Below are 20,730 nucleotides of genomic sequence, written 5' to 3'. Positions count from 1 at the left end.
GGTACCCACCCACCATAATCGTGACGGCCCGGAGCAAGTCGAGCATTGTGATAGACCTCAGCATCCTTGCCGGGATCGATGCCGAGTTCGTCGAGCAATGCAATAAACTCTGCTGGAAAAACTTCGGCTCGCACCAATCTGAAGTTTCTACAGCCCGCGCAATCACATGTGTCGGCTCCGCCGCGCTCAGTTCCGGCGTACGCCAGGATCGTTCCATCGCGGTCGGGACGATATTTCCACGCGTCCAGGCTAGACATAATCGGCACCCTTAACCTGCGATGAACTGCGATCTTGCGGTAGCTGTGAACGTTCAGCCAGGACGCGAGGCGACGCGGAACAATCTCCTTGCCCGGCCGACTATTGACTGCAGGGCGGGCGTGGCTCGGATGAGCCACTCCGGAGTCCCGATATGTCGAAGCATCTCGTCTTGACCATCGGTGTGGCGCTCGATGAATTGAGCATCACGAAAATAGTCTGGATTGGCTTGGTACCAATTTAAATCTCGTGCGCGGTCTTCCCAGAGCCGGGCGCCGTCAGGCAATCGAACGGCAAAGGCCAACTCTCGACGAAAACAGATCGCCTCGATTCTCGCGCGCTGATCTTCGTCGTATTCGATTCCGAACCGCTCCAGCTTTGCGTGCGTGGCTTCGTGCACGATAGCTGAGGCGATCTGTTCTATACTCACAGCCGAATCGGCCACGAATCGCTTGTCGAGCACGCACGCCTTGAGTGAATGCTTGTATTCGGCAAGCCCGCCCGGCAGCAGGAAAATCCAAATACGCTCAAGGTCCCTGATAATGCGGGAGTACTGCAAGGGACTGTGCTGCTTTACGAGAAGTAGCGCACGTTCGACGCGCGACAAGTGCTCCGGCGCAAAGTAACTTCCGATCCAAATCCCATCAACCTGCCGACCATAGGACGCCGCCAGCTGTATCCTGTCGATAAGGCTCGGACGAACTTTGGGCGGCTTCTGGCGTTCCCTGCGCATTCTGAACTCGGCGTTCGATGCCTGATTGATACGATACGGTACTTTCGGCCCGCTTACCGGCACGGCCAAAATTCTTAGCGGCTGCGTTAGGGTTTGCTAACGAAAACCAAACTCGATTCGGCTTAGTATTGCTCTCAACCTCAGAGGTGCATCATGGCAGCGAGAATAACCATTAACCTAGCTGCGAATGGCGAGCTTGAGATCTGCTTGAACGAAGAAGGGCGGGATCCTCTGCTGCGAGAGATGCCGAAACAGCGCAGATCAGGGACGGCAAGATAAAAACGACGGTGTCGCTGCGGGCCGTCGGGGGTTGTAAGTGTTTGTCTGCACATTGATTTGGATGGCACTGCGGCGCCGTATGAAGCGGCCTGGTGCCGTTCGAACCGAGAAAGTATTCAAAATCGACATTCCGAGCGCCATCGTTCGCAGCGTAGCGTCCTGCTGCGCATGCTCGGCATGCATCCCGCCCTGCGCGCGCTGGCCCAGCGGTGGAGTGGACCCGAAAGAAGTTCGTATCATGAGGTCGAAAAGCGTGCTCTTGCGCACGCTCGTCGCCGCTGAAAGCGCAAAAACGGCTGGTTTTGGCGTGCCCAGTTTTGTACCGAAGTGGCGCGCCCGACACGATTCGAACGTGTGACCTTTGCCTTCGGAGGGCAACGCTCTATCCAGCTGAGCTACGGGCGCAACGAGGGTTCATTAGCCGATTGGCGCGGGGCGGGCAACCGGTCTCGCCGTGACAACCAGCGCGCTTTAGGCGGATTTGCGCGGGGCCAGGCCAGGAACCTGACCACTCACCTGACCACTCAACGGCACATTGTCCCTGCCGAGGCCTGCAAATTCGGCCAGCAGCCGCTCGGAGCAGACGACACGGTTGCGGCCGAGCCTTTTGGCCGCATAGAGCCCCTGGTCGGCTGCACCCAGCAGCCGGTCGGGGCCGCCGTCGGCCTCGCCGGGGATATGACTGGCGACGCCGACGCTGAGGGTGACGTGGTTGCCGGCCCCGTGGGCGCCATGGGCGATCCGCAACGCCATGACGGCACCGCGGATCTCCTCAGCAATGGCGCAGGCATCGTCGCAGCTCATGTCGGGCAGGATCAGCGCGAATTCCTCGCCACCATAGCGGCTGGCCAGGTCGAGCGGGCGCACCGCATGGCGGCTGACGACGCGCGCGACCTCGCGCAGGCATTCGTCGCCGGACTGGTGGCCGTGCTCGTCGTTGAACAACTTGAAATGATCGACGTCGACGAACAGCAGCGCCAACGGCTTCTGCGTCCGCTGCGCGCGCGCCCATTCGGTCATCAGCATCTGGTCGAAGGAGCGGCGGTTCGATAGCCCGGTCAGCCCGTCCTTGGTGGCGAGCTCCTTCAGCGCCATCTCGGCGCGCTTCTGGTCGGTGAGGTCGCGCAGCGTCTCCACCACGGCGATCAGATTGCCGGCCTCGTCATGGATGGGGCCGGCGTCGATCGCGAGATAGAGCTGGCTGCCGAGCTTCGGCATCACGCACCAGTTCTCCGCGCTGAACCCGAGCCCGTTGTGGCCGCGCGCGGCGTACTCCGAATAGAATTCAGGTAGCTGCTCGGGGCGGTCAAGCGCGACCAGATCGGCAAGGCAAGGGCGCTTGGTCTCGTAGAAGGCCTGCCAGTGTTTCGTCGTGCCGATCACCTCGGCGGCTGCAACGCCGGTCAGCCGCTCGCACGCCCTGTTCCAGATCACGACGCGGCGCTTCGGGTCGATCACGAAGGTCGGCACCACCAGATGCTGCATCAGCCGCACCGCGTAGGAATCCGCCACGTCGACGGTTTTGACAGAAGTCTTGATGAGTTTTGCCATCTCAGGCCACCGCCGCCACTGGCATGGCATCGCCCGGGCCGAACAACCCGCGCACCTCGGCCGCCGGCTTCGGCTTGCTGAACAGATAGCCCTGCATCTCCGTGCAGCCGAGCGCGCGCAGCATCTCGCGCTGGGCCTCGGTCTCGACGCCTTCGGCCACCGTGGTCATATTGCTGGCGGAGGCGATGTTCACCACCGCCTGGACGATCACGGGTGATCCGCCGGAATCCGCGATGTCGGCGACGAAGCAGCGGTCGATCTTGATCTTGTCGAACGGGAAGCGTTTCAGATAGCTCAGCGAGGAATAGCCGGTGCCGAAATCGTCGAGCGCGATGCGCACGCCGATCGAACGAAGCTGGTGCAGGATCGAGAGTGCCGCCTCGTCATCGCGGATCAGCACGGCCTCCGTGATCTCGAGCTCGAGCCGTCGCGGCTCAAGCCCGGAGGCGGCGAGGGCGCCTGCGATCCGCAGCGCCAGCGTGTCGCATTTGAGCTGCACCGGCGAGACGTTGACGGCGACGCGCACATGAGCCGGCCAGGTCGCGGCCTCGTTGCAGGCCGTACGCAGCACCCAGTCGCCCAGCTCGTTGATCAGGCCGGTGTCCTCGGCGATCGGAATGAATTCGGCCGGCGAGACCATGCCGCGCACGGGATGACGCCAGCGCAGCAGCGCCTCGCAGCCGGAGACCTCGCCCGAATGCAGATTGACCAGCGGCTGGTAATGGATCTCGAAGCCGCCATTGACCAGCGCCTGGCGCAGATCCTGCTCCAGGGAGAGGCGAGCCCTGGCGCACGCATCCATCTCTGGCACGAAGAAGCGGTAGGTACGCCGCCCTTCCGCCTTGGCGCCGTACATTGCGAGGTCGGCATTCTTGATGAGCTGGTCGAGATCGGTGCCGTCCTGCGGTGCCAGCGCGATGCCGATGCTGGCGTCGGTGGAGAGCTGGTGGCCGAGGCAGTGATAGGGGCGGCGGATCGCTTCATGGAGCCGCGTCACGAAGGACAGCACGTCGGCAGACGATTCGATTCCGGTCTGGATCACGGCAAACTCGTCGCCGCCGAGCCGCGCGATCAGATCGCCCGGCCTGAGGCAGGCGCGGATGCGACCCGCGATCGCCTTCAGCAGCTCGTCGCCGACATGGTGGCCGAGCGAATCGTTGATGCCCTTGAATTCGTCGACGTCGATATAGAGCAGCGCGAACTGTTCGCCGCCGGCGACCTTCTCCAGCTCGCGCTCGATCTGCTCGCGGAACAGCGTTCGGTTCGGCAGGTCGGTCAGCGCGTCATAATGCGCCATATGCGCGATCTTCTCGTGGGCGCGCCGCCGCTCGGTGACATCCTCGACGACGTTGATGAGGTAGCGCGGCTCGCCCGACGTGTCGCGAATGCCGATTCGGGTCGAGGTGATGTAGCGCAGCCCCATGGTCAGGCTCGGCCAGGGATGCTCGTCCCTGAACAATCCCTCGGTCGTCTCCAACGCCTTGCTGTCGTCTTCGGTAACTTTCCTTGCGGTGTCACCCGGATAGATGTCGAAGGGGGTCTTGCCGACTACCGCTTCGCGCGATTGGCCGAACTGCTCTTCGGCGGTACGGTTGATCAGCAGATATTGCCGTGTCCGGGCATCCTTCACCGTGATCTGCGATGGGATGTGGTCGATGATCTCGCGGAGGAACGTGTAGTTGCGGTCGCGCTCCTGCTCCAGATTGCGCCGTTCGGTGATCTCCTCGATCGTGGCGACCCATCCGCCCTGCGCGAGCGGGGTGTTGATGACCTGGAAGGCGCGGCCGTTGGGCAGCAGGTGAGCTCTCGTCGAGACCTCGCCTTCGGCCACGACCTTCATGACGTCGGCGCAAAACGCTTCGACATCGCCGCCGAACGCGTTACGTTCCTTGCGATGAGACATCGCCTCGCGAATGTGACAGCCGGGCTTGATGACGTCGTGGGAGAGGCCGAACATGTCGGCATAGCGGCGATTGCAGGTGACGATGTACCCGGCTGCGTCGTACAGGATCAGCCCTTGGGACATATTGTTGAGGGCGGTGTCGAGCCGCAGCCGCTCCGCCTCCAGGCGCTGCTGGGCCTCGCGGTTCTGCCGGTCGATCTGGCGGATGATCATGAACAGGATCAGCGCGATCACGGCCGCCGAAAGCGTCGCGGTGGTGACCATGAAGCCGGTCTGCTGCCGCCAGTCGGCAAGCGCGGACGACATGGTGTTGGTGGCGACGATGACCAGCGGGAAATGCGTGAGCGACGCAGCCGAACCGAGCTTCTCCTCGCCGTCCACCGGGCTCTTGACGCGAAGCGTGTGCTGACCGCCGCGGGTCAGCACCTTCTGCATCAGCGGCGCACTCTTGTAGCTGACCCCGATCATCGATTCGACATTCGGGTAGCGCGCCAGCATCACGCCTTCGCGGTCGAACAGCGAGATGGCGGCGCCATCAGCCAGAGCGACCGAGGCGAAATAGCGCTGATAGCTGTCGGGATCGATCCGCCGGACCATCGCTCCGACGAAGGTGCCGTCGGGCAGGCTCAGCCGGCGGGCGACGATGGTGGTCCATTTGTCGATGATGAAGCTGCGCACCGACTCCAGCAGCACCGGCTCCGACATCGGACTCGATTTGAAGGTCTGGAAATAGGTGCGTGAGGAGATGTTGATCTTGGGCAGGGGCTCGGCCCGAGACCAGCTGATCAGGTCGCCGTCGGCATCGTAGATCGCGATGTCGCCGAGATAGGAGACCGGGCTGATTTTGCTCCTCAGCATCCGGTTCGCTTCGGGCCCCGACATGCGCTCGCGGAACATCTGCGGCGAGGTGATTTCCGGCAAGTGCATCTGCCCGATCAGGTCGGCCGCGATGACGTCGGAATCTTCGAATTGCTGGTCGAAGTGCCGTGCGATCAGCTGCACGGTGTTCTCCAGCTCGCGCTCGCGGTTGACCAGTGTGCGCTCGCGAAACTCGCCGGACGCCATGGCCGTCACTGCGAAGATGCCGGCGACAAGCAATGCGCCTGATAGGATCAGCCACAGCACGGGGCCGCGTCGCATGGCAGCGTCCCAGCCGCCCTTGACGGCTAGCGACAGTCTGGATGCCATCCCTGAGAATAGGTCGCGCATTTCCTCCCCCTGGGGGACAGAAATACACCGTACAAATGGCCCAATGCTTAGGAAAACCAGTTACCTGAGGATTAATCCAGGTTGCGCAAGCGTATCGGGGCCGAGCGCAGCGCGAATCGCTTCCTGGTTGCGCTGCGTTCGCGATAACCGCTGCGCTGCATCGTTAATGGAGGCTTAATGCGAGGCGCCAGCGCTCTTGTCGCCGCCGCCACTGCGCAGCCGCCCGACCACGCCGGTCGGGAAGAAATAGACGCTGGCGATGAAGAGCAGCCCGAGCCACAGCAGCCAGCGATCGGGATGCAGCAGCCCCGGCAGCAGCGGCAGACCGGCTTCGCTCGCCGCCTTGGAGGCGACGCCCATCAGCGATTGCAGATAGTTCTGCGCCAGGATGAAGATCGTCGCGCCGATGATCGCGCCGTAGATCGTGCCCATGCCGCCGATCACCACCATCAAGAGAATGTCCAGCATGATGGAGAAGCTCAGCGAGGTGTCCGGGCCGGCATAGCGCAGCCACAGCGCGTTCAGGATGCCGGCGCCCGCGGCGACGAGGGCCGCGAGGCAGTTGGCGTAGGTCAAATGGAAGACGGTGCGGAAGCCGAGTGCCTCGGCGCGAAAACGGTTCTCCCGGATCGCCTGCAGCACGCGACCGAACGGCGAGTTCACCACCCGCAGCAGCGCGAGGATCATCAAGGCCGAGACTGCGAACACCAGGTAGAAGGTCAGGATGCGGCCGTTGATCTCGAAGCCGAACAGGCTTTTGGAGATCAGTACCGTGCCGGGACGGAGCAGCTCCGGGAGCTGGAAGCTGCGCCCGTCCTCGCCGCCGGTCAACCAGGACAGCTGCGAGGCCAATACCTGGAAGGCGGAAGCGACGGCGAGCGTGATCATGGCAAAGAAGATCGCGGCGACCCGCAGCGAGAACAGACCGATGGCGAGGGCGAGTAGCGCTGCGAGCGGCAGGCCGACGACGATGCCGGTCGCGACCGCGGCCCAGTTTGGTCCCATGCCATAGAGCGCAATCGCGATCGCGTAGCTGCCGATGCCATAGAACATCGTATGCGCGAACGACACCGAGCCGGTATAGCCGAGCAGCAAATCGTAGGAGGCGACCAGCGCGGCGAACACGCAGATCTTGGCCGCCACGTTCAGCGCCTTTGCGCCCGGGAACAGGAACGGCGTCGCCGCCAGCGCCAGGATGATGACGACGAGAACAAGCGTGAGCACGCGGCTCCGCGGCGGATCGCCTGACAGGATCATCATCGGCTGGTCACCGCATAGAGGCCGCGCGGCCGCCACATCAGAATGGCGACCATCAGCAGGATGTTGGAGACGAGGGCAAGTTTCGGCACCAGGAAGCCGCCGTAATTGGCGACCATCGCCACCAGGATCGCACCGATGAAGCAGCCGCCGATCGAGCCGAGGCCGCCGATGATGACGACGACAAAGATCAAGACCGTGAGCTCGTCGCTCATGGAGGCGTGGACCTGCTCGCGATAGAGCGCCCACATCACGCCGCCGAGGCCGGCCAGCGCCGAGCCGGTCATGAACACGCCAAGGAAGAGACGACGGATGCGATAGCCGAGCGCCTCGACCATCTCGCGGTTCTCGACGCCGGCGCGGATCAGAAGGCCGAGCTTGGTGCGGTTGAGCACGAGCTGGATCGCGATGAAGACGGCAAGCCCGATCAGCGTCGCCAGCACGCGGTATTTCGCGATCGCGACGTCACCGAGGATGAAGGAGCCGCGCAGCGAGGCCGGCAGCGGCATCGGGATGATCTGCGGCCCCCACAGCGCATAAAGCGTCTGTTCTGCGACAATCAAGCCGCCCGTGGTCATCAGGATCTGCTTCAGATGCTGGCCGTACACGGGAAGGATCAGCACGCGCTCGACGACCAGGCCAAGCGCGCCGGACACCGCCATCGACAGCAGCGCTGCCGGCGCCAGCACCGCGAGGTTCACCCACAGCGAATCCGCCTGCACCGAGGCCGCGAACGGCGCGAACACCAGCGTTGCCACATAAGCGCCGACGGCGATGAAGGCGCCGTGGCCGAAATTCAGCACGTCCATGAGGCCGAAAACCAACGTCAGGCCAGAGGCCATGATGAAGATCATCATGCCCATCGCGAGGCTCGCGGCGGTCAAGGTCAGCCAGGTGCTGGGCGAGCCGATCAGCGGGATCGTGACAAGCGCGAGCGCGATCGGCAGCAGGATCGGCGCGATGTCGCGCTTCGGCTTCGGCAGCGGATCATTTGCGGCAAGTTCAGTCACTGATGCGCCTCCAGGCTCAGGCCCAGGAGTCGCTCCTGCAGCGGCACGTCGGCGGCCAAGGCCGCCATCTCGCCGCGATGGGCGATGGTGCCGTTGTCCATCACCAGCACGCTGTCGCCGAGCTCGCGGGCGGCAAAGAAATTCTGCTCGACGAGGAGAATGGTCGCGCCCTTGCGCTTGATCTCCTTCAGGCATTCGATCAGCGCCATGACGATGGCGGGCGCCAGCCCCTTGGTCGGCTCGTCGATCAGCAAGAGCTTGCGCGGCTCGATGATGGCGCGTGCGATCGACAACATTTGCTTCTGTCCGCCCGAGAGGCTACCGGCGCGCGACAGCCAGAACCGGCGCAGCGCCGGAAAGAAGCCAAAGATCCATTCCAGTTGCTGGTCGTCCATCGGCGCGTCGCGCGCCGCAAGCACCAGATTTTCTTTCACTGTCAGATCGGAGAACACTGCCATGCTTTCCGGCACGTAACCGACGCCGAGACGCGCAATCTCGGGCGTGGCGCGGCTCTCGATGCCCTCGCCGCCGAGCGTGATCTCGCCCGTGGAGGCGTGCCACAGGCCCATGATGGTGCGCAGCGTCGTGGTCTTGCCGGCGCCGTTGCGGCCGAGCAGCATCGTGACCTGTCCTTGCGGGACGGCGAGGTCGATGCCCTGGAGGATGTGGTAGCGGCCGATATGGGTGTGCACGCCCGAGAGCTTTAAGAGATCGGTCATGCGGCACTCTCTGGAGCGTTTTTGGGTGCAACGCCGAGATACGCTTCCTGCACGATCGGCGAGGCGATCACCTCGGCCGGCGGGCCGTCGGCGACGAGCTGGCCGTTATGCAGCACGATGATGCGATCGGCGAGCGAGCGCACCACGTCCATCTTGTGCTCGACCAGCAGGATGATCTTGCTCTTGTCCTGCTTGAGCTGCGCGATCAGATTCAGCACGACCGGCACCTCGTCGATGCTCATGCCGGCGGTCGGCTCGTCGAACATGAAGACATCAGGCTCCAGCGCGATCATCAGTGCCACCTCGAGCTTGCGCTGGTCGCCATGCGACAGCGCGGTTGCGGCCACGCCGCGGCGATTGCCGAGCGCGACCTGGTCGAGGATGGCGTCGGCGCGCGCGATCAGATCGCGGCGGACCGTCCAGGGCCGCAGCATGTCGTAGTGGGTGCCGTTGGCCGCCTGCACCGCGAGGCGGACGTTCTCTTCGACCGTCAGGTTCGGAAAGAGATTTGTCAGCTGGAACGCGCGTCCGAGACCCGCACGGGTCCGCAGCGGCGCGGAATGCTCCGTGATGTCGGTGCCGTCGAACAGGATGCTGCCGTGGGAGGCGCGCAGCTGGCCCGAAATCAGGTTGAAATAGGTGGTCTTGCCGGCGCCATTCGGCCCGACGATAGCGGTGAGCTCGCCCGGGCGAAACGTGCAGGTGACGTTGTTGACCGCGACATGCCCGCCGAAGCGGATGGTGAGGTCGCGCGTTTCGAGAGAGAGCGTCATTCGAGGTCTGGTGAATGATGAGATGAAGATGTATCCGCGGCCACGCTGCACTCCCTCCCCCGCTTTGTTCAGACCGGGGACATGGTGGACGGGTGTTCGGAGACATCGTGGACACTTTCGAGCCTGCCGTCGAGAGGCCGAATATCGACGGTTGCAATTGTCTGGGTTCGGAAGACGACGTCGAAGAGGCCGTCCTGTGTGGTTGGCCGGAAGGCGATCGCCTTTCCGCGGAAGGCCTTGGGGACTTTGATGGCACGGCCGAGGAAGCTGACGTGACCACCCTGCTGGACGCGGCGCACGATGTCGCCCGGGGCGTATTCGAAGGGCGCGATGGTCTCGACATAGGCGCGCTGGCTCGGCTGATAGCGGCTGGCCGGGACGGCCAGCTCGATAGCCTCGTGTGGTCGCTGCGTGTTGTAGACGTTGCGCCAGTGCTCGAAGGCGCGCGCGGCGGCGGCGAGATCGGCGAAGGGCGGAGCGGACAGCACTTCGGCCTTGAGGCTGCGGTGGAAGCGTTCGTCCTTGCCCATGGTCTGCGGATGATAGGGCCGCGAATGGCTGATCCTGATGCCAAGCTCGATCAGCCAGACGCCGAGCGGGGTGAACGGGCTGCCCGGGCCATCGCCCCAGGGCGAACCGTTGTCGGTAATCAGCCTCTCGGGCAGGCCGTAGCGGCGGAATGCGGTGATGAGTTGCTGCTGGACCGTTTCGGTCTGCTCGTTGGCGCAAGCCGCAAGCACCACGGAAAAGCGCGAGTGATCGTCGAGCACGGTCAGCGGATGAAGCCGGCCGGCGTGCATGGCCACATGGCCCTTGAAGTCCATCTGCCACAACTCGTTCGGCCGCCCGCGCTCGAAGCGGGTGAAGGGGGCCTGACCACCGCCGAATGTGCCGAGCTCGATACCATGCCGCTTCAGGATGGCCGTCACCGTGGAGGGCGCCGGAACTTCATCGTGGCCGAGATCCTTCAGCCGCCTGGCAATCTTGCGGCCGCCCCAGGCCGGATGCTCCGTGCGGACCGAAAGCACCGCATCCTCTGTCGCCGCAACGCTGCGCAGCGGCGAATGCTGCGGCCGCCGCGACTGCTCCTGAAGCCCCGTCGTCCCGCTTGTCCGCCAACGCTCCAACCACTTGTAGCCCGTCGTCGGACTGATCCCGAACCGACGGCACAATTGCCGAACGTTGGCTCCCTCTGCCGAGGCCAACATCACAAACTCCAATCTCGCGTCCATCCGAGACACCTCGCGGAACGGCATCCGACAGCCTCCTTGATTCGCTGTCGAAACTGTCCACGATGTCTCCGAACACCCGTCCACCATGTCCCCGGTCTGAACACGCTTGCGGGGGAGGGTTGGGGAGAGGGTATCGCCACAGGCGAGGACCCCCAAGAGGTGAGAGCCCTCTCCCGGCCTCCCCCGCGAGCGGGTGAGGTGAAGCAAGAAAGCTCAGCGCTTGTTGCGGACGGGAACGTTCATGTCCTCGATCTTCAGCTCGCGCACCCGCTCGAGAATGGCCCAGGCGACGTTCGGATCGACCTTGACCTTGAAGTGATACATGCTCTGCAGCGCCTGATGGTCTTCCTTGCGGAACACCATCTTGCCCTTCGGCGTGTCGAACTCCAAGCCTTCCATCGCCGTGATCAGCTTCTCGGTGTCGGTCGATTTCGCCTTGGTGACGGCGGCGACGACGGACATCGCGGCGGCGAAACCGCCCGCGGTGAAGAAGTCCGGCGGCGCGTTGAAGCGCTTCTGGTGCTCGGCGACGAGCCAGTCGTTCACCGGGTTCTTCGGAATGTCGTAGTAGTAATAGGTCGCGCCTTCCATGCCCGGCAGGCTCTTATAGGCGGCGAGCGCCGGCAGGATGTTGCCGCCGGTGGAGAGCTCGATGCCGTAGCGCTTCGGGTCCATGTCCTGGAGTTTCGCCAGCGGATTGCCGGCGCCGGCCCAGATCACCCAGATCACCTTGCGGCTCGGCTTATCTTTCAGCGCATCGAACAGGCGCTGGCCGACCGCAGTGAAGTCGGTGGTGTTGGTCGGAGCATATTCTTCCGCGGCGAGGGTCGCGCCGGTCTTGGCCAGCGCCTCCTTGAAGGCGGCGACGCCGTCGCGGCCGAAGGCGTAGTCCTGCGCCAGCGTTGCGACGGTGACGCCCTGTTTGCCGATCGCGACCGCGTTCGAGATCGCGTCCTGCGATGAATTGCGCGCGGTGCGGAAGATGTAGCGATTCCACTTCTCGCCGGTAATCTGGTCCGCGACTGCGGGCTCGACGATCAGGATCTTCTTGTTCTCCTCGGCGACGGGGAGAATCGCGAGCGCAGCCGCCGACGAGGTCGTGCCGATCGCGATGTCGGCCTTGTCGTCCTGATAGGCTTCGGCGAGCGCGGCCTTGGACAGATCCGGCTTGCCCTGGTCGTCCTTGGTAATGATGACGATCTTGCGGCCGTCGATCGTCATGGTGCCCTTGGTAGCGTATTCAAAACCCATCTGCAGGCCGGTCTCGGTCTGCTTGGCATAGGCCTCGAGCGGGCCGGTCTTGCCGTAGATCAGCGCGACCTTGAGATCGTCGGCTTGCGCGGAGGTGACCGCGGCCAAGGCGAGAATGGTTGTTGTTATGATGAATGATCGACGCACGATGGTCCCTCCTGAGTAGGATTTGTTGGGCAATAGCGATTTGCACAGCCTGAAGAACATTGCAATTCGACCTTACGGCTGAGGCTGCTGCCCGCAAGCTCTGCATTATTCTTAACCCTGCCGTGCCGCGAGCTGCGTGCCTTCGCTCGCGCCATTTGCCTCGATCTGCCAGTCCGACCGCGCCTCCTCGGCACTCTCGAAAATATGCGGCGCGACGCCGCGCCGTTCGAGCGCCTCGCCGAGCTTGATACGCAGGAAGCCGGACGTGGTGTACCGCGATACGCCGGCATAGAAGCGGTCGACCAGGCTGCGCACCATGGCCGAATAATCGTCCAGCAGCTCCGGCAGGATCGAGAAGTTGTCATAATTGACGATGGCGTAAACCTTGCGGCCGAGCGGCGCGAGCCTGGCCTCGACGATGCGCGCTATGGCGTCGATATCGGCCTTGCTGCGCAGCGGATAGCGCTCCAGATTGATGAAGAACAGGTTCTGCTGCTCGTCCAGCGCAAAGCGCTGATCGAGCGGGATGGTCAGCAGCCGTTCGCGCAGGTCCATCGGACCATCACGGAAGATGCGCGCATCCATCAGGCCGGGATCGCGCGGGATCAGCGGCCTGAAATCCATCAGGCGCAGGATGTCGCGCTCGATGTCGATGCCGGGCGCAACCTCAATCAGCTCGAGCCCGTCGGGCCGCAGCGCGAAGACACAGCGTTCGGTGACGTAGAGCACGCGCTGCCCGCGCGCCGCCGCGAACCGGCCGCTGAACGTGACGTGTTCGACCTCATCGACGAATTTGCGCGACTTTGCCTCCTCCACGATGGCGAGCTTGCCGTCGTGGATCGCAATCCGCTGCTTGCCGGCCGCAAAGGTGCCGACGAACACGACCTCCTTGGCATTCTGGCTGATATTGATGAAGCCGCCGGCGCCCGCGAGTTTTGGTCCGAACTTGCTGACATTGAGATTGCCGACGCGATCGACCTGAGCGAGCCCGAGGAAGGCGGCATCGAGCCCGCCGCCGTCATAGAAGTCGAATTGGTAGGGCTGGTCGATCACGGCCTGGGTATTGATCGCCGCGCCGAAATCGATGCCGCTTGCGGGAATGCCGCCGATCACACCGGGCTCTGCCGTCAGCGTGATGAGGTCGATGATGCGCTCTTCATTGGCGACGGCGGCGATCCCCTCGGGCATGCCGATGCCGAGGTTGACGACGCTGTTGGCCTTCAGCTCGAAGGCCGCGCGGCGGGCGATGATCTTGCGCTCGCTCAGCGGCATCACCGGTAGCGACGCCGCACGCACCCTGATCTCGCTGGAAAAAGCGGGGTTGTATTGCGTGCCAAAGGTCTGCCAGTGATGCTCGGGCTTGGCGACGACGACGCAATCGACGAGCACGCCGGGGATCTTGACCTGGCGCGGATTGAGGCTGCCGCTCTCGGCGACGCGCTCGACCTGGGCGACGACGATGCCGCCGGAATTGTGCGCAGCCATGGCAATCGCCAGCGCTTCCAGCGTCAGCGCCTCTTTCTCCATGGTGAGGTTGCCGTCGGGATCGCCCGTGGTGGCGCGGATGATCCCGACATTGATCGGAAACGTCCGATAGAGCAGGCATTCTTCGCCGCGCAGCGTGATCAGCTCCACCATGTCTTCGGTGGTGCGTGCATTCAGCTTGCCGCCGCCGTGCCTGGGGTCGACGAAGGTGCCCAGACCGACACGGCTGATGTGGCCGGGCCGATGCGCCGCGATGTCGCGGAACAGATGCGTGATCACGCCCTGCGGCAGATTATAGGCCTCGATCTGACTGGCGATCGCGAGCTGCTGAAGCTTGGGCGCAAGGCCCCAATGCCCGCCGATCACGCGGCGGACCAGGCCTTCATGCGCGAAATGGTTGAGGCCGCGATGCTTGCCGTCGCCCTGGCCCGCGGCATAGACCAGCGTCAGATTGCGCGGCTTGCCTTGCGTGTAGGGCGCATCGCCCTCGTTGGACAGATAGAGCTCTTCGAGCGCCAGCGCGATCTCCTCGGCAAAGCCGATGCCGACGAAGCCGCCGGTCGCGACCGTGTCGCCGTCGCGGATCAGCATCACGGCTTCGGCCGCAGTGACGATCTTGCCTTTTTCGAAATGGGGCAGGTCAGTCAAGGCAGGATGCAGGCTCACGGCGGTTCCTCCCATGTTGCTGTTGACCGGAGCGGCCTGCGGCCAGGCGCTCCGGTCTCGTGCGATTTGCGATCAATCGTTTCAGGACTGACCGACCTTGCGCGTTTCGGTGGCGAAATAGACCGAGACGATGGTGATGATCGCGAGCGCGATCATGTAGAGCGAGATCGGCCAGGTCGCCGGCGCATAGGCCGTCATCAGGCCGGTCGCGATCAACGGCGACAGCGCGCCGGCGAAGATCGAGGCGAGGTTGTAGCCGAGCGAGACGCCGCTATAGCGCACCTTGGTGCCGAACAGCTCCGACAGGAAGCTTGCCTGCGGGCCGTACATCGCGGCATGGCCGATCGCGAGACCCAGCACGATCGCGATCCAGGCGAGCTGCGGGTTCTTGGTCGACAGCAGCATGAACAGCGGGAACGACATCAGGGCGGAGAACACCGCGCCGAAGATGTAGATCGGCCGCCGGCCGAGGCGGTCGGACAGCGCGCCGAAAGCGGGAATGGTGAAGGTCTCGATCGCGGCCGCGATCAGCACGCCGTTCAGCATGTCCTGCTTGTTCATGCCGAGCGATTGCGTCGCATAGGCAAGCACGAAGGTGGCGTAGATGTAGAAGAAGCCGTTCTCCGCAAAGCGCGCGCCCATCGCAAGCAGGATATTCTTGGGATACATCCGGATCGCCTCGACGATCGGCATCTTCACTTCCTGCTTGGTGTCCTTGACCTTCTGGAATTCCGGTGATTCCGCGATGGTGAAGCGGATCCACAGGCCGACCAGCACCAGCGCGATCGAGAACAGGAACGGGATGCGCCAACCCCAGGCAAGCAGCTGCGCGTCCGTCAGCATCGCCGAGACCACCGAGAAGACCAGCGTGCCGAGCACGAGGCCGAGCGGGGCGCCGAGTTGCGGCCAGCTTCCATAGAAACCTTTCTTGTCCGCGGGCGCATGCTCGACCGCCATCAGCACCGCGCCGCCCCATTCGCCCCCTAGGCCAAAACCCTGGACTAGGCGGCAGGTGACGAGCAGGATCGCGGCCCAGATGCCGGCGCTGTCGTAGGTCGGAAGGAATCCGATCGCCGCCGTCGCCGCGCCCATGATCAGCAGTGTGAGATACAGCATGGTCTTGCGGCCGATCTTGTCGCCGTAGTGACCGAACACGACCCCGCCGAGCGGGCGCGCGATGAAGCCGAGCGCATAGGTCGCGAACGCCAGCAGCGTGCCGATCATCGGATCGAAGGTCGGAAAGAACAGCTTGTTGAAGATCAGCGCGGCAGCGGTGCCGTAGAGGAAGAAGTCGTACCACTCGATGGCCGTGCCGATCAGGCTCGCAGCTGCGACCGTGACATGGGACGGCTGCTTTGCCCCGAGCTCATTGACGGTGATCGCTCCACTCATCTGGCGTCCTCCCTGTTTGCGAATGCGCATGTGCGGCATGCGTCATTGTGCAAAGCGAAGAGCAAGGTCCGCGCCAGATGCGGTGGTTTTGCGCAAAATGGCTGAAAATCCGGCAATTCCGCCGATGGCTCCGGGAAAGAGGCGCATTGCGCGCTGTCAGGAATCCGAGACTCCAGACAAAAGGAGTCTCGAAACTCAGACGGAGGCCGGTCCGGAGGCGAGGCCGAACTTGGCGAGCTTCTTGTAGAAGGTCGCACGCGAGATGCGCAGCATCTTGGCGGCTTCGGAGATCTGGCCGTTGCTGGCGGCGAGCGCCTGCTCGAGCGTGTGCTTCTCGAACTCCGCCTCGGCCTCGGCATAGGGTACCACGATGCCGGCTGTTCGCACCGTCGAAGCCGGCCTCGCATCCGTGCCGACGGGGAGGATGCGGGCAAAATCATCGCCGGTGAGGCGCCCGGAATCGCTCAGGATCAGCGCGCGTTCCAGGATGTTGCGAAGCTCCCGGACATTGCCCGGCCAGTCGTAGCGGGCGAGCGCCGACAGCGCGCTCGGCGTGATCTTCGCGCTGACGTAATCGCCGGAGGCGCTGATGTCGTCGAGCAGCCGGGCGCTGATATCAGGGAGATCACCGAGGCAGTCGCGCAGCGGCGGCAGGTCGATCGAAAGTACGTTGAGGCGGTAATAGAGATCGGGCCGGAACGCGCCGTCGCTGACGCGCTTGCGCAAATCGACATTGGTGGCGGCGACCACCCGCACGTCTACCTTGGAGATCTTGTCCGATCCGAGCGGCTCGATCTCGCGCTCCTGCAACACGCGCAACAGCTTGGCCTGCAGTTGCAGCGGCATCTCGCCGATCTCGTCGAGGAACAGCGTGCCGCCGTCGGCAACGCGGAATTTGCCTTCGCGCCCCTTGCGATCGGCACCGGTATAGGCCCCGGGCGCCGTGCCGAAAAACTCCGATTCGATCAGCGTGTCGGGGATCGCAGCGACGTTGACGCTGACAAACGGCTTCTCGGCGCGGGATGATGCATTGTGAATGGCTTGCGCCAGCATCTCCTTGCCCGTTCCGGTCTCGCCGGTGAGGAGCACGGTGACGTTCTGCCGGGCGGCGCGGCCTGCGAGCTCCTTGGCATGCGCGATTCCCGCGGTCTTGCCGACGAAGTCGGCAAAGGTGAAGCGCGCCGCGCGAGCGCTCGACAATTGCCGCCGCGCCAGCCGCAAATCGCTCTCGAGCTGCGCGACGCGCGCAAGCAGCGGTTTGAGGCTTTCGAGATGATCATAAAGCACGAAGCCGATTGCTCCGATGACGTTGTGCCTCTCGTCCTCGATCGGCATGCGGGTGACGACGAGCTGCTCGCCGCCAAGCTCCATGATGTCGAGCAGGATCGGCTCGCCGGTCTCGACGACCTTCCGCATCAGGCTGTTCGGAATGACCTCCTCGATCGGTCGTCCGATCGCTTCCGCGGTCTGCTTGAGGCCGAGCGAGGCCAGGTACTTCTCATTGACGTAGATGACCCGCCCACCGCGATCGATCGCGATCGCGCCCTCGCACAGATGCTCCAGCCGCTCGAACAGCGTCACCATCGCCCGCGCGCGGACATAGGCGGGATCGCTGACGTCGGAAGAGGAAGGTGACATGGCGTGCCCCAGGGAAGGTCCGCCTGTTTATTACAAAAAGGGCTGTAATTTCAAAGGGAATTGGTGCGGCGGGCTACGGCCGATACCCGCTCGCCCGCGATCTATCTCCCGTCATCCTGAGGTGCCGGAGCGTAGCGGAGGCCTCGAAGGGCGACGGGCCCGGCTCGCAGCTCGGCCGTTCATCCTTCGAGGCTCTGCCCACGATGCGTTCGCATCGTGGGCCTTGCACCTCAGGATGACGGGATGGGGAACATGCGATGTTACCGCCGATACCCGCTCGCCCGCGAATAGCCCTGGCGGTTCTGCTGCATCGGGCGGGCGGACACGCTGGCGCGGGACTCGCTCGAGGCGGGCGTGGCGAGCTTCAGCTCCTCCAGGAAGATCGGGCGGGCGAAATAATAGCCCTGCGCGTAGCGGATCTTGGTCGCGGCCTGGAGATAGGCGAGTTCCTCGTAGGATTCGAGGCCTTCGGCGATCACGGTCATGCCCAGCGCTTCGCTTAAGGACTCGATCGCGCGCAAAATGCCCTGGCTGCGCGGGCGCTTATGGATGTCGGTGATGAAGGAGCGGTCGATCTTGATCTCGTCGGCGGTGATGTCGGCGAGCGCCGACAGCGACGAATAGCCGGTGCCGAAATCGTCGATCGAGATGCCGACGCCGAGCTTGCGGAACATCGGCAGGATTTCGCTCTGGAAATGATTTTTGGCGACGAAGGCGTCTTCGGTCACCTCGATCATGAAGCGCTGCGGAAAGCCGGTGTCCTCCAGCGCCTGCGCGAAATCACGCATGAACTCGGGATTGCCGGCCTGCTTGGCGGCGACGTTGATGCTGATGGTCGCTTCCGCGCCAAAGGTGCCGTTGATCAGGTCGATCGACTTGACGATCTCGGCCAGCACGAGATGGGTCAGCTCGTCGATCAGCCCGAGCTCGCTGGCGAGGTTGATGAACGAGCCCGGCGCCTGGATCACGCCCTCGTCGTCGCGCAGGCGCACCAGGGCTTCGATACCCATCACGGCCTGGGTGCGGATGTCGACCTTGGACTGGAAGGCACAGCAGAAGCGCTTTTCGAGGATGGCGAGCCGCAGCGACTGCTCGATCTTCATCCGCGCCAAGGCCTCGCGTTCCATGCCGGAATCGAAGAAGGCGGCGGATCCCTTGCCGTTGTTCTTGATGCGGTACATCGCGATGTCGGCATTCTGGCGCAGCATCTCGAAGCTGCGGCCATGGTCGGGAAAGAGGCTGACGCCGACCGAGGTGGAGACGAACACTTCCGAATGATCGATGAAGAACGGTGCGGTCAGCCGCTCCAATGTCGCGTTCAGGAATTCGGCGACTTCCTCCTGGCTCCGGATCGGGGAGAGCAGCAGCAGGAATTCGTCGCCGGAGATACGCGACAGCACGTCGGAATCGCGCAGGTCGCGGCCGAGCCGCTTCGACAGCTCGACCAGCAGCGCGTCGCCGACCGCGTGACCGTAATAGTCGTTGATGTGCTTGAAATTGTCGACGTCGAGAAAGGCGAGCGCAAAACGCTCGCCGCCGCGCTCCTGTGCCAGCAGGATGTTGGCACGATGCTCGATCACGCGCCGCGAGGGCAGGCCGGTCAGCTCGTCGAAATAGGCCGAGCGAAACAGCTGGTCCTCGAAATTCTTCTGCTCGGTGATGTCGGCGGAGGCCGAGATCAAGAGGTCGCGGCCGGCGAGCTGGACCGGCCGATGGGTGGTCAGCAGCACCTGGCGGGCGGCGCCGTCCTGGAGCGCTTCTTCGGAAGTGACCGGCTGTCCGGCCCTCAGCGCGCGCTCGCAGGCCTCGCGGCGTTGCGCGAGATCGGGCGATGGACGGCTGCCGTCCATGCCGAGCTGGGCGGCTGCCACATCGTTGACCAGGAGAAGCTTGCCTTGCGCGTCCTGCACGGTCAGGCCGGCAGGCAGCATTCTAACGATTTCCTTGAGAAATCCGAGTTCGGCTTCAGTCGCGCCGCTATATGCATTGTCGTTCATAGAAATCATGAATCTTGTTGTTTCAGCGCGCCTTCGCAATGGGCGCGATCATGCGCAGTTCCCTCTTAGGTTTGGTTAAGGGGTCCGCATAAATACGGGGGTGTTCTGGGGGAAACCTGTGGCGTTGCGAGGTGCGCCGCCGATCGTCATTAACAGAAGGTCAACAGCGCTTGCGAAAGCGCGAGCGTCGCGCGCGATCTCTTTCGTTTGAATCGATGCGGGCCGTCGACACCTCTCTCCGCCGGGGAGAGGTGACCGAACGTCACTCGCCCTTGGGAATACGACACTGCATGATGCAATGCAGCCCGGTTTTCAAATAAGTGACTTCGGTCTTGCCGTCGAAGGCGGAGAGCGCCGACTTCAGCAGCTTGGTGCCGAAACCAGGCTCCGAGACTTTGTCGATGCTCGGTCCCTCGGTTTCGTCCCACGTGACGGTCAGGCGATCGTCGCTGACGGTCCATGACACCTGCAGCAATCCGCGAGGTGAGGAGAATGCGCCGTATTTGCCGGCATTGGTTGCGAGTTCGTGAAACATCAGTGACAGCGTCACCGCAAGCTTCGGCGGCAGGAACAGCCGGTCGCCGTTGAGTGTGAAGCGGACATGGCCGTAAGGGCCGAGCTCGGAGATCAGAAGATCGCGGATGTCGCAGCCGGCCTTGTCGATCTTCGAGATCAGATCGTCGGTCGCGGCCAGCGAACGCAGCCGCGGGTCGATCCGGGCCCAGACCTGCGGCTGGTCGTGCAGCACCTGGTGCAGCACGGCGTGCACGGTCGACAGCTTGTTCTTCAGCCGGTGCTGCAGCTCGTCGACCAGAACCTTGCGATAGTCCTCTTCCTCGATCAGGCGCTTGGAGATCCGGCGCTGCTCCGCCAGCATCGTGCGATAGTGCTCGACGCCCCAGATGGTCAGCGCGGAAACGCCCCAATAGAGCGTGAGCAGGGCGAACCGTGCGCGATCGGCAAAGGCATCGCCGAAATTGACGACGACGCCGAGCACGCCGCCGACCAGTGCCGTCACCACGCCGATCCGCAAGCCGCCGAAGGCGGCTGCAAAGAACACGGCCGGAAAATACGGCGTGAAGTAGACGTCGGGGCGCACATGCGCGAGCCCCCAGCGCGCCAGGGTCGCGACCAGCAGGCAGGCCACCGCGAACGCAATGCTCAGGCCGAGCGATGGCGATGCCACGCCCTGCCAGCCCTTGCGGAATTCGTCGATCAGCTTCCCCATGCGCA

14 protein-coding genes and 1 tRNA gene are annotated in these 20,730 nt (G+C 63.7%); all 15 read right to left on the bottom strand.

All coding sequences use genetic code 11. The features are described from left to right. Window positions 1–310: 310 nt before the first annotated feature. On the bottom strand, window positions 311–988 hold the full coding sequence (locus JJC00_RS37550; RefSeq protein ID WP_200470729.1) for a hypothetical protein: 678 nt from the start codon (window positions 986–988) through the stop codon (window positions 311–313). Window positions 989–1,595: 607 nt separating this feature from the next. Next, window positions 1,596–1,672 (bottom strand) — tRNA-Arg (locus JJC00_RS37545). 66 nt (window positions 1,673–1,738) lie between these two features. Continuing rightward, on the bottom strand, window positions 1,739–2,818 hold the full coding sequence (locus JJC00_RS37540; protein ID WP_200470728.1) for a sensor domain-containing diguanylate cyclase: 1,080 nt from the start codon (window positions 2,816–2,818) through the stop codon (window positions 1,739–1,741). Between the two features lies 1 nt (window position 2,819). Further along, window positions 2,820–5,909, bottom strand: coding sequence for a bifunctional diguanylate cyclase/phosphodiesterase (locus tag JJC00_RS37535; protein ID WP_433996539.1), 3,090 nt, complete (start codon window positions 5,907–5,909; stop codon window positions 2,820–2,822). A 195-nt stretch (window positions 5,910–6,104) separates the two neighbouring features. Continuing rightward, entirely contained in the window at window positions 6,105–7,190 is a 1,086-nt protein-coding gene (locus JJC00_RS37530; protein ID WP_200470726.1) for a branched-chain amino acid ABC transporter permease, read from the bottom strand. Beyond that, on the bottom strand, window positions 7,187–8,197 hold the full coding sequence (locus JJC00_RS37525; RefSeq protein ID WP_200470725.1) for a branched-chain amino acid ABC transporter permease: 1,011 nt from the start codon (window positions 8,195–8,197) through the stop codon (window positions 7,187–7,189). The genes JJC00_RS37530 and JJC00_RS37525 overlap by 4 nt, the downstream gene beginning before the upstream one ends. Then, window positions 8,194–8,916 carry an ABC transporter ATP-binding protein gene (locus tag JJC00_RS37520; protein ID WP_200470724.1) on the bottom strand — a complete coding sequence of 241 codons (723 nt, stop codon included), beginning with the start codon at window positions 8,914–8,916 and terminating at the stop codon, window positions 8,194–8,196. Before JJC00_RS37520 ends, JJC00_RS37525 begins: the two co-directional genes overlap by 4 nt. Next, window positions 8,913–9,689, bottom strand: coding sequence for an ABC transporter ATP-binding protein (locus JJC00_RS37515; RefSeq protein ID WP_200470723.1), 777 nt, complete (start codon window positions 9,687–9,689; stop codon window positions 8,913–8,915). The genes JJC00_RS37520 and JJC00_RS37515 overlap by 4 nt, the downstream gene beginning before the upstream one ends. 68 nt (window positions 9,690–9,757) lie before the next feature. Beyond that, window positions 9,758–10,945, bottom strand: a complete 1,188-nt coding sequence (locus JJC00_RS37510; protein ID WP_200469293.1) for an IS481 family transposase — start codon at window positions 10,943–10,945, stop codon at window positions 9,758–9,760. Window positions 10,946–11,134: 189 nt separating this feature from the next. Continuing rightward, on the bottom strand, window positions 11,135–12,319 hold the full coding sequence (locus JJC00_RS37505) for a substrate-binding domain-containing protein (RefSeq protein ID WP_200470722.1): 1,185 nt from the start codon (window positions 12,317–12,319) through the stop codon (window positions 11,135–11,137). A gap of 111 nt (window positions 12,320–12,430) precedes the next feature. Then, complete coding sequence (locus tag JJC00_RS37500; RefSeq protein ID WP_200470721.1) at window positions 12,431–14,470, bottom strand: acyl CoA:acetate/3-ketoacid CoA transferase; 2,040 nt, start codon at window positions 14,468–14,470, stop codon at window positions 12,431–12,433. A gap of 81 nt (window positions 14,471–14,551) precedes the next feature. Beyond that, entirely contained in the window at window positions 14,552–15,862 is a 1,311-nt protein-coding gene (locus JJC00_RS37495; protein WP_246774050.1) for an MFS transporter, read from the bottom strand. Between the two features lie 195 nt (window positions 15,863–16,057). Next, window positions 16,058–17,500, bottom strand: coding sequence for a sigma-54 interaction domain-containing protein (locus JJC00_RS37490; RefSeq protein WP_200470719.1), 1,443 nt, complete (start codon window positions 17,498–17,500; stop codon window positions 16,058–16,060). 260 nt (window positions 17,501–17,760) lie between these two features. Next, complete coding sequence (locus tag JJC00_RS37485) at window positions 17,761–19,497, bottom strand: putative bifunctional diguanylate cyclase/phosphodiesterase (RefSeq protein ID WP_200470718.1); 1,737 nt, start codon at window positions 19,495–19,497, stop codon at window positions 17,761–17,763. Between the two features lie 262 nt (window positions 19,498–19,759). Beyond that, on the bottom strand, window positions 19,760–20,725 hold the full coding sequence (locus JJC00_RS37480; protein WP_200470717.1) for a sensor histidine kinase: 966 nt from the start codon (window positions 20,723–20,725) through the stop codon (window positions 19,760–19,762). Window positions 20,726–20,730 lie beyond the last annotated feature (5 nt).

It is taken from the genome of Bradyrhizobium diazoefficiens (genome assembly GCF_016616885.1).
In the GTDB taxonomy this organism is placed as follows: Bacteria; Pseudomonadota; Alphaproteobacteria; order Rhizobiales; family Xanthobacteraceae; genus Bradyrhizobium; species Bradyrhizobium diazoefficiens_F.
Note: the sequence above shows the minus strand (reverse complement) of the source record. Positions and strands in the feature narration are given on the sequence as shown.